Source organism: Eubacterium sp. ER2 (assembly GCF_000765215.1).
Lineage (GTDB): Bacteria > Bacillota > Clostridia > Lachnospirales > Lachnospiraceae > Claveliimonas > Claveliimonas intestinigallinarum.
Genome location: NZ_JPJE01000033.1, coordinates 1 through 19,611, shown reverse-complemented (window position 1 = coordinate 19,611; position 19,611 = coordinate 1). Strand labels below are relative to the sequence as shown.

The 19,611-nt window shown below is 40.1% G+C and carries 12 protein-coding genes; all 12 read right to left on the bottom strand.

From position 1 onward, the window contains the following. Positions 1-130: 130 nt before the first annotated feature. The gene (locus tag NI21_RS0112175) at positions 131-1,312 is read right to left on the bottom strand and encodes a methyltransferase domain-containing protein (RefSeq protein WP_033126475.1); all 1,182 of its coding nucleotides are present in this window, start codon (positions 1,310-1,312) and stop codon (positions 131-133) included. A 17-nt stretch (positions 1,313-1,329) separates the two neighbouring features. Beyond that, a complete protein-coding gene (locus NI21_RS0112170) occupies positions 1,330-1,944 on the bottom strand; it encodes a GerMN domain-containing protein (RefSeq protein ID WP_033126474.1) in 615 nt (204 codons plus the stop codon). Positions 1,945-2,057: 113 nt separating this feature from the next. Further along, positions 2,058-3,248, bottom strand: coding sequence for a glycosyltransferase (locus tag NI21_RS0112165; protein ID WP_033126473.1), 1,191 nt, complete (start codon positions 3,246-3,248; stop codon positions 2,058-2,060). A 145-nt stretch (positions 3,249-3,393) separates the two neighbouring features. Further along, positions 3,394-7,026: an RICIN domain-containing protein gene (locus NI21_RS0112160; protein ID WP_033126472.1), complete on the bottom strand. Its 3,633-nt coding sequence runs from the start codon at positions 7,024-7,026 to the stop codon at positions 3,394-3,396. Positions 7,027-7,178: 152 nt separating this feature from the next. After that, positions 7,179-10,334, bottom strand: coding sequence for a GBS Bsp-like repeat-containing protein (locus NI21_RS0112155; RefSeq protein WP_033126471.1), 3,156 nt, complete (start codon positions 10,332-10,334; stop codon positions 7,179-7,181). A gap of 134 nt (positions 10,335-10,468) precedes the next feature. Next, complete coding sequence (locus NI21_RS0112150) at positions 10,469-12,958, bottom strand: glycosyltransferase (protein WP_052084093.1); 2,490 nt, start codon at positions 12,956-12,958, stop codon at positions 10,469-10,471. A 13-nt stretch (positions 12,959-12,971) separates the two neighbouring features. Continuing rightward, entirely contained in the window at positions 12,972-13,574 is a 603-nt protein-coding gene (locus NI21_RS0112145; RefSeq protein ID WP_033126511.1) for a hypothetical protein, read from the bottom strand. A 31-nt stretch (positions 13,575-13,605) separates the two neighbouring features. Further along, on the bottom strand, positions 13,606-14,340 hold the full coding sequence (locus NI21_RS0112140) for an ABC transporter ATP-binding protein (protein ID WP_033126470.1): 735 nt from the start codon (positions 14,338-14,340) through the stop codon (positions 13,606-13,608). Between the two features lie 15 nt (positions 14,341-14,355). Then, positions 14,356-15,132, bottom strand: a complete 777-nt coding sequence (locus tag NI21_RS0112135) for an ABC transporter permease (protein ID WP_033126469.1) — start codon at positions 15,130-15,132, stop codon at positions 14,356-14,358. 25 nt (positions 15,133-15,157) lie between these two features. Continuing rightward, positions 15,158-16,072 (bottom strand): glycosyltransferase family 2 protein, encoded by a 915-nt coding sequence (locus tag NI21_RS0112130; protein WP_033126468.1) that lies wholly within the window; start codon positions 16,070-16,072, stop codon positions 15,158-15,160. Between the two features lie 40 nt (positions 16,073-16,112). Next, a complete protein-coding gene (locus NI21_RS0112125) occupies positions 16,113-18,299 on the bottom strand; it encodes a hypothetical protein (RefSeq protein WP_033126467.1) in 2,187 nt (728 codons plus the stop codon). A gap of 255 nt (positions 18,300-18,554) precedes the next feature. After that, on the bottom strand, positions 18,555-19,611 hold a 1,057-nt coding region (locus NI21_RS17305; RefSeq protein ID WP_369792813.1), incomplete at its 5' end, for a GBS Bsp-like repeat-containing protein.

The window sequence follows — 19,611 nt, the reverse complement described above, 5'->3', positions numbered from 1 at the left end:
CTTGGTACCTTCATCTGGTATTCCTGGTAAATAGTATTTCTGATAAGCCGTATCTTATTAGTTTAATTGCATTATAAAAGGTGACCTTAGGTCACCTTCAAGTGTTTTTTAACATTTTGTAATAATTTGGTTATTTTGCACAAATAAATATCCCGGCATCCTTTGTGATCCTGAATCCCCCGGCGGTTTTCTTCTTCACAAACGCCCGGAAGTCATTGTATTTTTCCCCGATGTACTGCCCCTGGTTCCCATGGCAGGAGAGCACATAGGAAATGAGGGGCTCCGGCTCCGTGACCACAAGGGCGTCCCCGTACTGCTGCCACACCACTTCAGCGAAGCTCTCTCCAAGCAGCTCTTTGCCGTTCTCCTTGCCAAACTTCTCATACAGCTTATCCGCAGACAGGGCAATCCTTTCGTCAAACTCCTGGACAAGCTGACCGACCTCCTTCATATGCTCCCGCCCGTAGGTGCTGCAGATGAATCTGCCGCCAGGCCTTAGCACTCTTTTCACCTCCCGGCAGACAGCCGGGATATCCTGGCAGTAGAAAAGCACATGGTTCGCGATCACCAGGTCAAAGGTCTCATTGTCATAGGGAATATGATGACAGTCAAAGCTGTTGAAAGCAAACCTCGTATCCTCCGTCCCTATAGCGCGCCTGGCATCCCGGAGCATGCCCTCCGAGACATCAGAGAGCGTGACTGCCACATCAGCCGGAAGTTTCTCCTTGTTCTCCGTCCAGAGGGTACCGTCCCCACATCCCAGCTCCAGTATCTTCATCCCGCTCTCAACACGCAGCTTCTCATAGATCCAGGGAAACCACCCCTGCCTGTTCTGAGAATAAAGGCTGTGCAGATTGATCCTGGCTGAGATATTGGTGGCGCTCTTATACTGGTTCTTAAAGCTCTTTTCCATGCCCGTCAGATGGATCAGCCCCAGCATCCGGCTCCAGTCCACCACATGCTCCTCCCGGATGGCAGCTGTCGTGTCCTCGATGGCCTGCTCCACAAGCTGCATCTGCTCGATCCGGTCCTGCACCAGCTTCTTCTGAATGTCCAAGGAATTGAGCATAAAGTGGTAATCCGTATCCGCAATGGTCATCTCACGGATATCGTCCAGAGAAAACCCCAGATACTTCAAAAGGAGGATCTGCTGCAGTCTGGCAAAATCCTCGTCTGTATAAAAACGTGCCCCCGCATCAGTCACATACGAGGGCTTTAAAATGTTCTGTTTGTCATAGTAGCGGATCGTCCGCAGGGTCACCTGAGCCATGCGGGCAAACTCGCCGGATGAATAGTAGCCTGGTTTCTTCATGTCCCGCTCCGCAAATCTTATTCAAATCTGGACAGATAGCCCGGATACTCGGCATGTCCTGTGGACAGCGTATCCCCATCTACCGTGATGCGAATCTGCTCACACTCGTAGGCATCCAGGAATGTATTGACAAGGGCACCCACTGTATAGTACTCGCCTGTCGTCCCCATGTTAGATACATATGTAGCAAAGGCGCCATTCAGATCCAGCTCTATGCTCTCCTTCCCATCCACTGTGTTCATAGTAAAGGAATTTTCCGCCACGTCGGCTGTCAGCGCCCCCTGCGAAACCAAAGCCTCAAGAACAGCCTCGGGAGAGAGGGAAGCTATCTGCACTTCTGAAGACTCAAAAGCCGTGGAGTCCGCATTGCTGTAGAAGACAGTAATCGTCGCAGTCTCAGCCACCGGCTCCTGAGCAGGAGTCTGTGTGTCTGTATTCGTCGCATCCTGAGAGGGCTGCTCCTCTTCCGCCTCCGGCTCTTCTGTCTCTTCCGGTTCCTCTTCTTTCTGCTCCTCCGTCTGGGTATCCGAACTATCGGAAGGCTCCTGGCTATCTCCGGAATTCCTGCCACAGGCGGCCAGAGAAAAGACAAGGGTTAAAAGTAAAATTGCTATTATCAGTTTGGATTTCATGATGCTTGTCCTCCGTTTGTAAAGAGTGTTCTGATTAAATTATAAGCGGATTTGGAAGTTATGTCCAGTGTAGTTAGTGTGAATTTTCATAGTCTCTTACACTTTTCATCTCTTTATTTTCTACGCACGATTTTCCCGATGCGGCGAAGCGGGCGGGTAACTTTCCAGCTTGTCGAATCTCTATATAGGGAAATTTCCTTCTTCAGTCTTTCCACCTCGTCATATAGTGACTTGTTATCAACCTCAAGCCTGTCTCTCTCCTCTCTTACAGTCTGAAACTTCTTCTGAACGATTGGATCAAAATAAATATTTTTTGCATTCATCCTATATAGATCCTTTATAGAGAAATTAAATTTTTTTTCCAGAATGTCTTTCATTTCGTCATCTCTAAACAGCTCTTTCAGCTTTTCAATGCCCGCCGGAGCTGTCCATTCCCAGCCAATCTGTGACTTACACAATATGAATGCCTTTTCACACTCCAATTCCTGAGGTGTAACAGAAGCTTTACAGATAAAGTCATCCTGAAATGCTGCCAGAAATACATCTTCCGGCATATCATCAAAAATGTGAGCTCTGATATCTGCATACTCGTTAAATGTTCTGATATCGTTTTCCTCTGTCACGGCACTTGCGTTTATATTTTTGTCATTCTCTTTTCCAAATCTGCGCATCCCAATCAGCCGCTCGGGAATCACATAGAGATTATGATGCTTAACGATCCTAACCCAATAATCATAATCGTGCAGCTGCCTGTATGCTGGTTCAAAACCGCCGGTCTCCCGCATCAATTCCGTTTCCATTAAAACCGAAGAATGCAAAAGGCAATTGCCTACATAGTAAAACTGCTTTATCCAGTCACGCTGGCTTCTGAAATCAGCATCGCACATTTTCCTCAGTTCAGGCTCTTCATCGTTTATAATCTCTCCTCTTTCATTAATCCAGTTACACCAGGTAAAACAAATCCTGCATTCAGGATTTTTCTTCATAAATTGCATTTGTCTGTCCAGCCTGTTTTCATACCAGATATCATCACTGTCAATTCTGGCGAGATACTTTCCCCGGACTTTGTCAAATCCAAAATTTGTTGCATAACAGATATGCTCATTCTTTTCAAGTCTGTACATCTCAATCCTGCTATCCGAAAAGTCTTCCACAATTTCGCAGGAACGATCTGTAGAGCCATCATCCACTATGATCAACTGGAGATTCTTCCAGGTCTGATTCAGCACACTCTGCACTGCATCTCTAATCGTATTTTCACGGTTATAGTTTACCATTAACACTGAAATCAACTCTTCATTCATCACTTTTCCTCCGCATCCTCTGATAACCGATCGGCGTTTGTCAATCTAACAAAAATATTCTTTGAAAAAGGCACATAAACGCAGATCGGACATACACAATAAATTGAAATCTCTATGTGAATACAAGGGATACTTGTCCTCTATCTTATACAAACGGCCTCTGCACTCCTATCACATTACCTCGGCTATACAATCCTTGTATTGTCACACCCTGTCCAGGCCAGGAGTCAATAATTTGTCCCCCGCCTATATAAATTGCAACATGATTTCTGTAATACACCAAATCTCCCCGCTGCAGATTATTTAGCCCCACAGGCATAAATGTATTATTGTTCAGCCAATTCATAGAATTATATGTTTGTCCCGGCAACCATCTATGGTTATATGGATTATAAATTCCCATATCCATTCCAGTCGCATATAAACACTGTAAAACCAGTCCAGAGCAATCCACAGCGTCACCCGGCCAGCTTGACCAGGGCTCAATATATCGCGTTCCTAAATATTCATATGCTCTTGCAACAAATGCATTTACACAATCCTCTCTGGACGCATCTATCGCAATTCTGGAAGGTGTTACATAAGTGAAATAGCCCGTACAATAGCTGGGCAGCATAACCGTTCTCGAACTCACCTGCGGATATCCCGCAGGATTCTGCCATCCTATTTTTCCAGGAGTTGCCGCAGAGAAAACACGCCACTCCTGTCCCGAACTTCCATTCTGCTCATATGCCCACACATTTGTGCCAGATTGTCCTGAGCTGCCGACAACATCTGCTACTGTTCCCAAAGCAGATTTTAAAACAATACCATTTTCCCCCATTTCAAAGCGCCACTTTTGCGCATTGCTTCCATTTGCCTCATATTGTTGAATATTTGCATTCAATGCCGCACTTCCACCACTGATATCTAAGACTTTTGCCGAGCAGCATGCCGTCAAGGTATACCAGCCATCGCCCACGCTCTTCACCCACCACCGTTGTGAAAGAGTTCCATTAGATGAATAGACCTGTACATTTGCGAAATTATCTCTTGATCCTCCTGCAACTTCCAGGCGCAAACCGGTATTAGATAATGGAGCGAACTCATAAAATCCCGGCTCTAATACACTGACAGCGTTGAAAGTCCACGCTTGCGCTTTTGTCCCATTCTCGTCATAGGTTCCTATATTGGTCTGATCCGCGGTATTAGCTCCACTTAAATCTAATCTTTTCCCCGAAGCTCTATTCGTTAAAGTAAATCCATCTCCCAACTGCAAACCTAAAACCCATTGTGCATCTGTAACATTTCCGGAATTATTCATTTGGCAAACGTTTCCATTTACATCTGTTAAATACAATCCTGAACCAAGATTCTGCAAGGATATAATCCCTTCTTCAACCGTTCTGACCTGCCATTTTTGTGCCAGGCTTTTATTATCGGTATAAATCTGAGCATTTCCTCCAACAGACAATGAACCACCTGCAATATCAACAACTTTATTTGAATTAATAGCCGTGCTGATCATATAGCATCCTTCTGCAATTGACGGCTTATACTCTATAAAACTCCACTTTTGAGAAGACACGTCAGAAATGTTCTGAGTAGTAATTGTTCTTCCCTGTGATATATCTCCCGCATCCATACTCAATCCATTGGCAGCTGAAATTATTCTGTAAGAACCGTCCCCGGTGTCCGATATGATCCAGCGCTGTTTTATCGTATTATCTTCAGCTTCCTGCTGCACTACTGTTCCGGGAACAAGGCCACCTCGAGTCAGTTCAACTACTTTGCCGGTTTTTACTATTTTTATACTATAGTAACCGTCTTCATGATATTCGACCCAGAAACACTGTGCTAATGTTCCGTTAGAACTATAAATCTGCATGGGTGTTCCGTCTGCTGCGTCTCCATTATGCAAATCCATAACCATATTGCTATCTGCGGAAAGCGCAATTGTATAGTACCCGTCTTCAATAACTTTTCCCTGAGAAGGAACATTGGCCTCTGTATTATAAAAACAAAACATTTGTGCATTTGTTCCGTTCCAGGTATATGTCTGCACTTTTGCTCCATTCACTGCTATTCCCGAAGCCACATCCAGGACCAATCCTCGTCCCAATGCAGAATAAAAGGTATATGTTCCATTGTCATTCTTGATAGGAAGCCATTTCTGCGCTCTTGTTTTATTCCAATCATATTGCTGTATCTGGACACCATTTTGGATAGATGCTCCGTCTACATCAAGAACTTTCCCGGAGTTGGCACTGACTATCTTCGCATATCCGTCATCCGTATATTCAACTTTCCACCGTTGAGCTAAAGTTTCATTAGATTCATATAACTGTACTTTCGCGCCAGTGGCTTTTGAACCATTTGTAACATCTAATGACATTTTTTCGTTCAACACTGACGTAATCTGATATGTTCCCGCAGCTATATCCGGCTGTCCGATCTTTATTGCGGCAAGGCTGTCCATCTCTTCTTCCGACCAACAAAAAGGAGCCTCTTCCAATGTCCATGTACAGCTTCGAGTATCTTCTCCCGGCACGGTTACAATAGAATTTGTTGCCGCTTGATCTTGCCCCAGCATTTGACCATTGGCTGCGCTGGTAATTGTATATGTATAATCTTCATTTTGCAGAATATCCCAGAACTGTTGATGCGCTTCAGTATTTTCCGGTGCCGCTGTCACAAGTGCGCCGGGTACAGTATCTCCTCTGTCAACATCCAAATTTCGATCAGCACTGCATGACCTTATTGTGTAATATCCTTTTGACTCATTATAAGAAATAAAAAAATATTGAGTCAGATCATTCTGTTTACCAGCATTACTTTGTATTTTGCTGCCCACATTTTTCAAATAACTGCCGTTACTGCTAATCATATATGTACCATCTGCAATGGTCTTTCCACTATTTGATATCTCCGCTTTAGTGGAATAAAACAGAAACTTCTGATTATCACTTCCGTCACCAGAGTCAATATCGACATTGGATGAATTGGCAGCTGTCATCCCCGTAACATTTAAGACCATTCCATTTCCAACTGCCGATTTAATAGTAAAGGTACCGTCCCCATTATTTAATACGATCCACTTCTGCGCCCTGCTTTCATTGGAAGTATATTGCTGTACATTGGTCCCGGCCACATTATATCCGCTGGCTACATCCAGCACTTTCCCGGAGCCGGCATTAATGAAAGTAATATATCCCTTTTCATCATGCACAACTTCCCATTTCTGTGCCTTTGTAGTGTTTGTTTCATATATTTGTACATTAGCGCCATCATTATTCGATCCGCTCTCAACATCAATGACCTGTCTACTGGACAGACGGGAACCAATCACATATTCACCATCCGCCAGAACCGAACTGTTCTGCATAGCCAAATCATCCAATGTCTTTTCTTCCTGCGGAGCAAGCCGCATAATCTGAGTGCTTGAGTCATCACTGACTGAAGTCTCTTGCAGCTCATCGCTTTGTATATTATCACTGAATTCACTGGCGCTTTCGCCTGTATAAATCGGGTTCTGCGCATTTTCCGCATCATCTGCATCATCTTCTGTTCCCTGATCTTCCGATAAACTATCGGAATCTTCTTCTGTATCAGAAGCAACGTCCGTTTCAGAGATTCCTGTGCTGTCTAATGAATCCTCTTCCTTTGTCTCATCCATATTACTTTCTGTTGAAGAAGCGTACGCAAAAGAATAGTCGCTAAACACTATTGTGCAAATCATAAGACACAATAATATTCGCCGGAGCCCGGTAATATATTTCCGTCTTTTTGAGTAATTCATTAAACTTTCCCTCCCTCATAAATACAAAATCTTGTTTTCAATATAACGAGTGGACTATCCAGCCACTGCCTTCTTAGTCAAATCAGTCTCCTGAACTGCCTTTACTACAATTGCCTCGTGCTCTTTCACGAGGCAATTATTATATCACTTAACTAATGATACACCACCACCGTCGTCCCGGAAGGAATGGTGTCATAAATCCACTTTGCATTATTAATATTTAATCTCACACAGCCGTGGGAAAGCCCCATACCCAATCTGCCATCCATTAGCGAGCCATTATATCTGTTGTAAAGCACCGAATGGAACAGATAATCTCCGTAAAACTGCGTCCACCAGTAACAAATCGCATCTCCCGAATAGAAATAATATCCTCTGCTTCCCACTCGGAATACCCCTTCCACAGTCGGGGTACTTGCCTTTCCATCTGAACAATCCCAGTACTGAATACAGTTCCAATTGCCCTGCCATCCTTGAAAAATGCCAACTTTATGGGTTGTCCTGTTTACAAGGGCAATATATCCTGTGGTACTTGAATAGGAATTGGCTTTCAGCCTCATCATTTCCAGATCTGTAGGTATTTTAATTAATGAATAATTTGTCGACCCTACCGACTGCCTCACACCGCTTTTAGTTACATATGCATGAGTTGTATAATTTCCGCCATTGCTATGGTTTGCACTATCTACAAGCGCACTCCATGTGCCATTTCCATTATTGGTTCCATCATACCAGACAATATCATCCTGCCCCTGTTCATCGCTCCATGTAGGGAACTGAACAAGCTCTCCGTCAACTCCAAGAAGCCAAACTCTTCTTTGTGTGTCACTTATATACTCATTGTACAGATAATTATTGGGGCTGATATTCTGGATATTTGATGAACTGACACATACTCTCACTCCATTCCCCATTGTGACATATACATGGACTTTATAATCCCCAAAATGGTGACGATGATTCACAACGTTCATCGTTGTAGTATAAGAACCTTCGGATAATCTCGAGGCCGTATACCAGTATATATCATTCTGATTATCAGAACACCACATGGGTATTTCAACCTTCTGGATACCTGAAGAGGCAAGAAGACCTGAAATAGTCACTCGAAATGTACCTTTATTCCCGTTTATCTCTGAAATTGTCACATTTGAAAACAGAGGGACATTAGATACATTAAAGGTTGTCGTTCCAAGTCCAAACATTCCTCCGCCTTTGGTCACGCAGTATACATGTACGTTATACAATCCCAATTCACAGTGATCGCGCACCTCAACATCTAATGAATAATTTCCATTTGACTGCCGGCTTAATGTATGCCATGTAAGATCATTTTGACCATCTTTATCCCCCCACACAGCAACTCGCAACTCTCGTTCACCTGCCGGAACATTAACCCCGGATATATTGATTTCAAAAGTCTCCTCCGAGTCATCTATATCTTCCGCTTCTATTGCTTCTACTTTTGCTGACATATCACAGCTTCTTGATCCAATTCCGTTCAACATGCCAGTAATATCTTCTACATAGCAATGAATACTATACTCCCCTATGTTATATCGATGATCCTTGATATGTACATCAATAATATATTCACCGGCCAAATTTTTTCTTGCATTATACCAGATGAGATCACTTTGATCATTTTTAGACCATACAGGAATTTTTATGTTTTTAACAAGATCCTCATTTTCAATATCAGAAACTTTTACTGTAAAGCATCCTGCCTCTTCATCTACTTTTTCCACCTCGAAAGTATTGACAATGGGTACTTCTGTTTCAAATCCTGAAATCAACAGAGGAATCTGTTCCCCGTTTTGTTTTTTAGCATATGCATGGACATTATATCTTCCCAGACCTCTATGGTCATCCAGGCTAATTGTGCACACATAATCCCCTTCACCATTCTTGCCTGCAGTATACCATACAAGGTCATCTTGTCCGCCATTTTCGCTCCATACAGGGAAAAGGACTTCAGATGCGCCCGCAGGAATGACAAAATCCGATAATACAATACGATATCTTGCATCACCGATATTTTCGATCTGCAAACTGCCTTTTTCTATATCCATGCTGCACTCAGTGCTTCCCACGAAATATTGATATCCGGTAATATCCGTCACATATGCGTGTATATTGTAAGATCCATCTGAGTATTTATGGTTCTTCACATCCACTGTAAGTTCATATGTCCCGTCTAAATCTTTTTGAGCCGCATACCACACGAGATCGTCCTGTCCGTTTGAATTACTCCAAACCGGAATCATAATTTCTTTAACAAGATCTGCATTTGATACGCCTTCCACTCGAGCGCTAAATGTTCCCCTCTCTACATTCCGATCACTTATCTCAATTTCGGCAACTTTAGGAGCATCAATATTGAATTCATATGCTCCAATTCCTTTCATTGTATTACCTTTTGTGCGCACATACACATGTACATTATATTTTCCAAGTGCCCTATGGTTTTGCACAGACCAGTCATACTCATACGAACCCTTTTTCAGCTTTCTGGCATCGTACCATACCATGTCATCCTGTCCGCCATTTTCACTCCAAACAGCAAACAAGACCGCTTCTTCCCCCGCCGGTACTACAAGGTCATTTAAAGTAAAGAAATATTCTCCACTGTCCGTCCCCTCTGTAATTTTCAGTTCTGAACTTTCAACAACTATTTCATACTCTGTTTCCCCCACCCATACTTGCCCTCCAGACTCAAGCAAAGCATATGCATGAACAATATATTTCCCTAAAGTATAATTGTGATCCGACAACTTTACATCCGAATAAAAGGACGCATCTAAACTGCTTTCCACAATATTCCATGTCAGATCATCCTGTCCTCCCTCTTCACTCCAAACAGCAAACCTTATATCACAGATACTCTCTATATCAGAAAAATCATAAGCTCGTACTGTAAAAATGCCTTTATCTTTATCCTCTCCAGCAACTTCAACACTTCCTGTAATTTTCACATTCTGTGGAGCAGCAGATGGCTGGGCGTCCAAATTCGTCTCTTGATTGTTTATCTTCAAAGAAGAAATATCTGTATTTTCCTGATTGCTTTCTTCAATTTCCTTTTTATCTTCAACATTTTCATCCGCAAACTCTTCAGAATCCGCATCCTCTACGTCCTTGTCTTCCCGTGTTGCAGCCTCGGATGTATTGTCTCTGTCCAATTTCCCGGAGCCTTCAATTATTTGTTCCTCCTGTTCTCCAACCGTTTCTTCCGCATTAAGCGTCGCAACATTCGACAGAAGGCAACAAGCCAACACAAGCGCTATTCCCCTGAATAATTTCTTTTTCATTCCTTTCCCTCCCTGATGAAATCGGTAATTAATTTTATGATAACATTTTTCCATAGATAAGCAAAGACTTTTGTATAAATTACTAAAATGAGCCTCGATTATGAGGCTCATTTTAGTAGTATATTAAAATTTTTTTATCCTAAGGTAAAGGGCGCTTGTGTAATCGGGAAATTTCTATTATAAAAAGGATCGCCTTCATCCAGTATGCGCTTCCATTTTTTCTGGAACTTTTCCACCTCACCATCAAATCTTTTCTGCTTTTCTCTGGTATCCTCATACCCTCTGGATTTAGACTCATAATGATACCACTCAGCAAATGCATCAAATACAATCCATTTGTTCAGTTCTCTCAGTTTGAGACAGTAATCCACGTCATTGCAGGCGACAACAAACTGTTCATCAAAACCTCCTACTTCATTAAAAAGAGTCTTTTTAGTCATCATGCAGGCCGCCGTTACCGCGCTATAATTGCAATTAATACGAGCTCTCACCATGTATCCATAGTCATTCCGTCCAATTCCGGTATTTACATGTCCGGCATATCCTCCAAATCCAATTACAACGCCTGCGTGCTGTACCGTGTCATCTTCATAGAGAAGCTTTGCTCCTACGGCGCCCACATCGTCTCTCATACAGCAGCCAAGCATCTCTTCGATTGCATCAGGTGAAATTACTTCTGTATCATTATTCAGAAACAGAAGATATTCTCCCTTTGTCTCTTTTACTCCATAGTTATTGATTGCAGAATAATTGAAATCGCCTTTCCACATTATAACTCGTATATTATCATGCTCTTTCTGCAGACTCTCATAATAAGTGAAGGTCTCTTTCTCCTCACTGTTATTCTCTACAATGACAATTTCAAAGTTCTTATATTGATTTACTGTATACAGAGACTGGATGCATTTTTTCAGGTCACTGACATGATCCTTATTGGGAATAACAACAGATACTAGAGGATCCCCGTGTACTTTATATCTTACATGATACATTCCCCACAATCCTACATGCTCCACTGTAGCATCTATTCCCACTCTTTTTAAGTGTTCTTCTATTGCTCTTTTTCCGGCCTCATATGCATACATTTTGCTTGAAGGGTCGCCTGCGACCGAATTCATATGCACTCTCCAATGATACAAAATCATAGGAATATGCTTAATACTCTCTGCCCTTTCTATACAGCGAAACATAAGGTCATAATCCTGAGATCCATCAAATTCCTTCCTAAAGCCGCCTATCTCATCAACAATTTTTTTCTTTACAACAAAGAAATGCGTAATATAATTGTGACTTCTAAAAAGATCTATACTAAAATCCGGTTTAAAGTTAGGATCCATATGTTCTTTTCCATCACCATCTACCTTGTCTTCGTCTGTATACAGAATATCGTAATCCTTTTTCTGAAGGCACTTAACAACTTCGTATAAAGCACTAGGCGCTAATATATCATCATGGTCAAATAAACCTATATATTCGCCTGTTGCAAGCTCAAGCGCACCATTTGTATTACCGGATATACCAAGATTTTTTTCTAAGATCCGATATTTAATGCGGTTATCTTTCTGGCCGTATCTCTCAAGCTCACTTTCAACTTCTTTATCTCCTTCACTGCCATCTGCAATACACAATTCCCACTTTGCATATGTCTGAGCCAACACAGAATCTATCATTTCTTGCAAATAGGGAATAGGAGTTTTATAGGTCGGAACTATGATACTGATCAGGGGGGCTTTCTCAAACTCTTCCGCCCTCTGCCGCCCAAGCTCTTCCTTTGTCGGCTTATTCTCTTCAAACCACTCCTCATATGATTTTCCTGCATGCATAACTTTCATAAAAATATGCTCTTTCAGGTGAGAAAACCCATTCTTTTTCACATATTTAATAGTCTTTTGAGCATATTCAGGAGTTACATATTTATATGCAGCTCTAACAAAACCAACCTTTTCACGCAGAGACTGCTTTTTCCGGATATTAGCCAAATTAAAAATCAAATGCTTCTTCTTATTTCCATCCTCCAGAGACAAGCAAAATTCTTCCTGTTTATCATAAAAGTAATCTATGCGGAAACCACAAAGAATATCTTTTTCCTCAATCAGACCAGCATCTACCAAGTCAGGTCTTTTCAATTTTTTTAATTTAAAATCGACTTCGCCTCCTTCAGCATCTATTAAGCCAAAACTTACCGCCTCTGCCCCATCAACCGAAGAAGCCCATCCCGTAATTTCCGCTTTAGTATCACGCACGTAAATCAAATCTATATTATATGATATTGTACTGTCATCTGTAATTTTAGCCAACTGTTTCTTGTTTAGTTTGACAATACACTTACGTTCTTCTCCATTTGATACATACAATTCAAAAGTCTCTGGAACTTCTGCTGTATCTGTATAGCTTTTAATATGGAAGCCGCTGTCACATGGCACATTATACTTTTGATACTTCTTCTCTACATCCTTTCTATCTATTCTCTTCAGCTTAAATTTGTCCGCAGGTTTTCCATTAATAAAGGCTTTATAATGCAATGCTTTTCCTAAAGTATCAAACGCCCATCCATTAACGCGTATATACTTTTCTTGCGGTTTAACACGATACTTCTTTTCGTCAATATAATATTTGATTCCCATTGCTTTTCTCTCCCTATCTGAATAGTTTATAGAGGAACTTCATGAAAAATACAATATATATAACAAAAATCAGAAACACACCGAATGTTTCCAGGTCAAATCTGTCCGTAACTGTTTTAATTATCATTGTACCATCTGTATTCGCTCCATTTATCTGAAGACTGGTATTATCTTCCGTCTTAGGTTCATACAACAGTCCAATACCTCTGGTATTCTCCACATCTTCATTGACGCTTTCAAAGATTGCTCTATACGTCTTCCCTTTACATCCATGCACTGTTTCAAAAGGGAACTCGTTAAACTTACTATTTTCTATATCTTCTGCTTTTAGTTCAGACTCTGCTACGACTTCATCTGTTTCTTCATCTACTAAAGTCAATAGTATGGAAGAGCCTGTTGCATCTCCCTGTAACTGACACTTTGCAGTAATCCCATCCAGCGTTTCTTCAGAAGAAATAAATGTCTGCTCTATCTTGTCTTCAAAAACACCGGTCCCTATATATTCACTGTTATCCAGATTCCTGTCGTATAAAGGATTTACCTTCCCTATATGAGCATATAAAAATGCTATCACAATTACTACAACTATGCCTATAACTGTTTTTATTTTCTTCATTGCTTTCCTCTCAATCATCTGGTCCCTTTTGCTATATCTGGCTGTATTCTTCACAAATTTCCAACGCATCACCAAAGCGCTTCATAACACCATGCTCGAGCCAGACAACCTTATTGCATATATCCTTAACCTGTTGGATACTGTGAGATACAAAAAGGATTGTTGCTCCCTGCTCCATCATATGCCGTATCCTTTTTTCACATTTCTGTTGGAACCGGAAATCGCCGACTGATAATACTTCGTCTACGATCAGAATATCCGGAACACCTATAGTCGCAATAGCAAATGCCAATCTGGAAACCATGCCTGAAGAAAAATTTTTCACAGGGACGTCCATAAAATCTCTCAATTCTGAGAATTCCACAATATCTTTATAATGCTCCTGCATGACTTCTCGGGAATGGCCCAACAAAGCTCCGTTCAGATAGATGTTTTCTTTTGCAGTCAATTCAAAATCAAATCCTGCTCCCAGTTCGATCAAAGGCGCAACATTTCCCCTGACAGATACAGTTCCTATAGTAGGTTTAAGGACTCCTGCAATGGTTTTAAGCATTGTGCTTTTCCCACTTCCATTCAAACCGATAAGCCCCAGCGAATCACCGCGGTACACGTCAAAAGAAACATCTTTTAGGGCCCAGAATTCATTATATTTTATCTGCTTTTTCAGACTCCTTATCACATATTCCTTAAAGCCGTCAAAACGCTCTGATGCCAGATTAAACTTCATAGACACATGATCGACTTTTATAATAATATCGTTTTCCATATTCGCCTCCACTGTCTAAATATTCAAAATAAACTGATCCTGATTTTTATAGAAAACATACAGTCCCAATGCCAGGAAAAAAGCCGTCTCAACAATTGCAATAACAAGTGACCACACATCAAAAATCAACCCATTTATCATAACATCCCTAAACATCATCAGGATATTGGTCAACGGGTTTAACAGCACCACCTTCTCTAACCAGCCCGGTAGGATGGACATTGGATAAATGACCGGAGTAAGATATAAAAGCACTGTTGTAAATACTGAATAAAGATGCATAATATCCCTAAACTTCACAGTAAGCGCAGCCAGGATAAGGCCAATTCCCAGAGAAAGCAGCATCAAGAGGGACAAAGGAATAACTGAAAGTATTACGCTCCAATGAAGTTCTGCCCTTGTAGCAACCATAACGAGCATCAATGCTGTAAAAGATGCCATAAGATTAATGAAGCTTGAAAAAACTCTGGAAATCACAAATAAATATTTAGGCACATAAACTTTCTTGATCAGCGCAGCATTCCCTACAATGGCTGACATGGCCGTAGAGGTCGCATCGTTATAGAAGTTAAAAATAATCTGACCACTCAACAAATATAGCGGGAAATTTTCAACATCAAATCGGAACAGATTTGAAAAAACTACAGACAATACGATCATCATCAAAAGCGGATTTAGTAATGTCCACAACACTCCCAAAACAGACTTCCTGTATTTTATTTTTATATCTCTCGAAATCAACTCATTTAACAATGGCCTGAATTTGATAAAATTTTGTATATAAACAGACATGAAATCCTCCGTACTTACACATAACTTATTTTATATGATGCAATTGTATTTCGAAGTCCTGACGACTCTTTTGCGCAATTGTTTGTAGAATCATTCCCGCAAAAAAAGATTGTATGGCCGCCAGCATAACAAAGCCACTAACAATTAACGTTGGAAATCTCGGAACAATTCCTGTTTGCATATAAGTTATCAAAATCGGAATGAACATTACTGCCGCCACTAAAACTAAGATTAGTGATAAAATCCCAAAAAAGCCCATTGGTTTATAGTTTTTATACAATCTAACAATTGTAGCCAACACCTTGATTCCGTCAGAATATGTGTTTAATTTAGATTCGCTCCCTTCCGGTCTATCTCTGTATTCAATCACCACATTATCTACATACATATTTTTATCTGCAGCATGAATACTCATTTCCGTCTCAATTTCAAACCCTTTCGATAAAACCGGAAAACTTTTCACAAACTGATAACTAAAAGCACGGTAGCCTGTCATAATATCTTTAATATCTGTCTTAAACAACAAATTGATACTTTTTCTTACAATCGAATTTCCCCAATTATGAAAGGGCCTTTTATTCTCTACAAAATATGTTGATGACAACCGATCTCCCACAACCATATCCACCTGCTTTTCAAGAACTCTTCTAGCCATTTCTGGCGCAAATTCTGCAGGATAAGTATCATCGCCATCCGTCATAATATAGCATTCTGCATCAATATCACGAAACATTCTTCGAATAACATTTCCCTTACCCTGCTGATACTCATATCTAACAGTAGCTCCTGCCTTTTTTGCTATTTCATCCGTTCCATCTGTGGAGTTATTATCATATACGTATATAACTGCCTCAGGTAAGACTTTCTTAAAGTCATTGACAACTTTCTCAATAGTCTGACTTTCGTTGTAACAAGGAATTAACACAGCAATTTTATCCATTTTTTGTTTTTACCTCCTTTATCTGCAACACAAGTATTAATTATAGATAATTTATCTCATAAATAAAATATCCATCAACTTCCTTTATTTTTTCTATAAGCACGTTATCATTAGAGTATATTGTAAGATCCTCCTTACTTAAAATATATTTCACCTCTAACTTTTCCAAATCATCAACATTAAGGTTGATAAGAAAATAATCCGGTGCAATCAGCTCAAATTTCGTCTTTTCGTCCGCCTCAAGGCCAATCGTAATATGCGCATATCTATTATATATGTCTGTATAAATTCCATCTGAGTCTAATTCCTCCCATCTTTCTAAAGTCGGATAAACATTGGTACTATTTATTGTACTTGCCCCGGCAAGTAGAGAAATATTCGTCTCCGGGTAAGGAAGGTCAATCGAAATCCACTTTGCCTTATTATCTTTCTCTACTATTTTCGTAATTTCACTAAGGATGTTACTTCTTTCCAACAGCGGCAATCCTTTTTGAATCGGATTAACAAGACCTCCTGCGATCAAAAACACCATCATCGCAAATGCGATCAATATTCTTGCCCCTTTTTTTGTTTGGCTTTTACAGAACAATACTGAAAAAATAAATAAAATCAAAAACATTCCCGCTTGCATAGCTGTTGAAAGCGGAATATCATCCATAGTTCCTGTAAAAATCAACACTACTACTCCTGCATAAATTACCGATCCTATTATTATCTTTCCAGTTTTAATCTCATCGTCTAAAAGACTCACAGCTCTATACAGAAGAATGATATTAAAAAACTGAATTGAAATCAATGCACGATCACAAGTTGTCAAAGAGAGTAAAGTTATTTTCAACAGAATCTCAGGAACCGGAAGCGTAAAAAAGATGATTAAAATCAAATCTATAACTAACATTATTATTAACATCCTATCCCTTTTACGCTTTTTAAACAGCACATATCCCGCAAAAATAACGCCTAACGGAAATAAATCTATAAACCCCCATGGCATAACCATTTGCGAATCTGTCAACGCCAAGTACACATTATATGCCCCACCAAAAAGCTTCCATATCTCTAATTTATTCGTATCAATTCTATTTCCAGGATAGACTGTATTCATTACAGATTGAATAGTGTCCCAAGATCTACAAACCAAAAAAAGTAGTAGTCCCCCACAACAAAGGGCTGGAATAAGGATGGATATAATATCTGTTTTCCATCTCCAAACAAACTGTGTCCGATTTTCCAAAACAATCCAAATGAAAATCCCTAAATAGACATATCCAAAAACAACTTGCCATGCAGGATAAAACAATAATATATATACACATCCAGACCAGAAAAAAACAAATGAATAAATCGTTCTTTTCCAAACAACAGTTGTTCTCATAAACAAATATAACATTATTGAACATAATTGTCCAAATATTAGCATTTCCGCCAACCCATTAATAGCAAACCACCACTGGAGTACCGGAGACATAGCAATAAAAATAGCATAAACTATTGCTATCTTCTTTTTGTTTCTCAAAAAAATTCTGCCAAACTCGAAGCTCATCATAAATAAAAATATGAGACGTCCGCACCAAAAAAAGGCCAATCCTTTCTCGCTGCCAAACAACAAATACCCCCAATGAAAGGGGCGAAACAGAATTCCTATATCCTTTACAGGTTGTCCGTATACAATATACATATCTGTAGTTGTACCACGCACAATATTACTTATATATGGATAGCTCTCTCCTGGATTTTTCCCTTGTGCAATTGCAAATATTGTATTTAAGCCAAACTCATCACTCCTATATGGATTAGGCACACGAAACATAAGTCCGCTTTGTGTCACATCAACACCTAATGCACTACATAAACTGCTTATTGACGAGCCGCTTATCTCAAAAAGAACACCTCCTGCTAAAAATAATATAGCAATAACATAGCGGTATTTATATATAATCTCAAAATATTTTTTATTTAGATTGTTCAAAAAAAAGTATCCTATTGAAAAAAAGGCCCAACATCCAATTATACCAAGAAAAAAGCTCGACTTTCTGTATTGGCAAAACAATTCTATTGTTCTGTTTAAAGTAATGCCTTCTTCATTATTATAGAAGAAAAAATCAGTATTTCTACCTATTTTATAAACGAAAAGTACTAAAATAGAAAAAAGAAACCCAATTATTAACGCCTCAAAAATATCTTTTTTGTTTAGCTTTTTTCTTATATTCTCACGATAGATATCCAACAAATTACGTCTCCTAGTATAATAATACTGTAATCTCTAATGACTACTAATCAATAGTTGCAAAGTCCAAATGAATAACTAAGAGGGGCTTTCTTGCACATCCTCCAATAAGCAAGCCTTTTACAAGCAATTTCTCCTTTAATCGCAAAGGCCATTAAATATAATAATTCATTTTCATGAGAAAAATAACAAAACTTAAAGAAAATGTCTTCATCTCTCCTGTTTTGTTGTTTTTCGTTTTTTTCACTAACCGTTTTATAATAGTTTAATTTGTCTGATCATAGAAACTATAGAATATCCATAATTGGTACTTGTAGCCCAACCTGCTCCTGTAGGATTTTCCTTCTGTCCAAGCCACTCAACATAAGGTGCTGAGCCCCTGGTAACCAAATGAAACCTTGGATCTACCTGTGCATTCACCAACGCTTCATTTGAAGCATATGCTTTCAAATGCTGAATTTGAGCTCTGATACCAGTTCTTACATCAGGAAATGAGGCACAGTTTCCTGACGAATTACCATCAAGTGCACCTATTCCCGCAAAATTAAACTGGTCAATCTGCACAATTCCTCCATATTGAAGCCATCCTGTTTCTTTCATTGCCTGTGCAAAAGCCACCTCCGCACGCACCCCTTCAGCATGTGCTTCTTCCAAATACAAGAGGCAGAACTGTTCCAGGGTAGATGCTCCTCCTACTCCAAGAGCCGCTGAAGGATATGCATGTCCGCTGGATTCGAAACACCTCATCATCTGATCAATGGTAACTGTAGTATCTCCCATAATAGTATAATATTGGGTAGCGCTAACCATCTGAGAAGCAGTTCCGACATTTTGTTGTATTCCGTTATTCGATACTACATATACATGTATCTTGTATAAGCCAGAATTATACTTATGATTTATTGGGTCTACAGATACTGTATATGTTCCATCTGACTGATGTTTTGTGCTATACCAACATATGTCACTCTGATCTTCCGAACACCATACCGGTACCAATACAGAAGAAACACCGGAGGCCGATTGCGGTTCAGGAACTACTACTGTAAAACTCCCTGTTGCATCATTATAATCTTTGATTGATATTTCAGAAGTCAAACTCGCTCCAGAAACTTCAAAAAACGCAGAACCAAGGCTCTTCATGACACCATTGGCCAATGTATAGTATACATCCACTTTATAGGCCCCGGGTGTTTTATGATTCCGAATATCTATCGCTGCCTCCCAGTTCCCATCTGCATTCTTGTGCCCTGTATACCATACCAGATCGTCCTGGCCGCCTTGTTCACTCCAGGTTGCAAACATAACATTC

Excerpts from the sequence above, each read along its gene's own strand:
- NI21_RS0112175 (WP_033126475.1), bottom strand. The coding sequence starts at position 1,312 with ATGAAGAAACCAGGCTACTATTCATCCGGCGAGTTTGCCCGCATGGCT.
- NI21_RS0112145 (WP_033126511.1), bottom strand. The coding sequence starts at position 13,574 with ATGAAGAAAATAAAAACAGTTATAGGCATAGTTGTAGTAATTGTGATA.
- NI21_RS0112150 (WP_052084093.1), bottom strand. The coding sequence starts at position 12,958 with ATGGGAATCAAATATTATATTGACGAAAAGAAGTATCGTGTTAAACCG.
- NI21_RS0112135 (WP_033126469.1), bottom strand. The coding sequence starts at position 15,132 with ATGTCTGTTTATATACAAAATTTTATCAAATTCAGGCCATTGTTAAAT.
- NI21_RS0112155 (WP_033126471.1), bottom strand. The coding sequence starts at position 10,334 with ATGAAAAAGAAATTATTCAGGGGAATAGCGCTTGTGTTGGCTTGTTGC.
- NI21_RS0112140 (WP_033126470.1), bottom strand. The coding sequence starts at position 14,340 with ATGGAAAACGATATTATTATAAAAGTCGATCATGTGTCTATGAAGTTT.
- NI21_RS0112170 (WP_033126474.1), bottom strand. The coding sequence starts at position 1,944 with ATGAAATCCAAACTGATAATAGCAATTTTACTTTTAACCCTTGTCTTT.
- NI21_RS0112165 (WP_033126473.1), bottom strand. The coding sequence starts at position 3,248 with ATGAATGAAGAGTTGATTTCAGTGTTAATGGTAAACTATAACCGTGAA.
- NI21_RS0112160 (WP_033126472.1), bottom strand. The coding sequence starts at position 7,026 with ATGAATTACTCAAAAAGACGGAAATATATTACCGGGCTCCGGCGAATA.
- NI21_RS0112130 (WP_033126468.1), bottom strand. The coding sequence starts at position 16,072 with ATGGATAAAATTGCTGTGTTAATTCCTTGTTACAACGAAAGTCAGACT.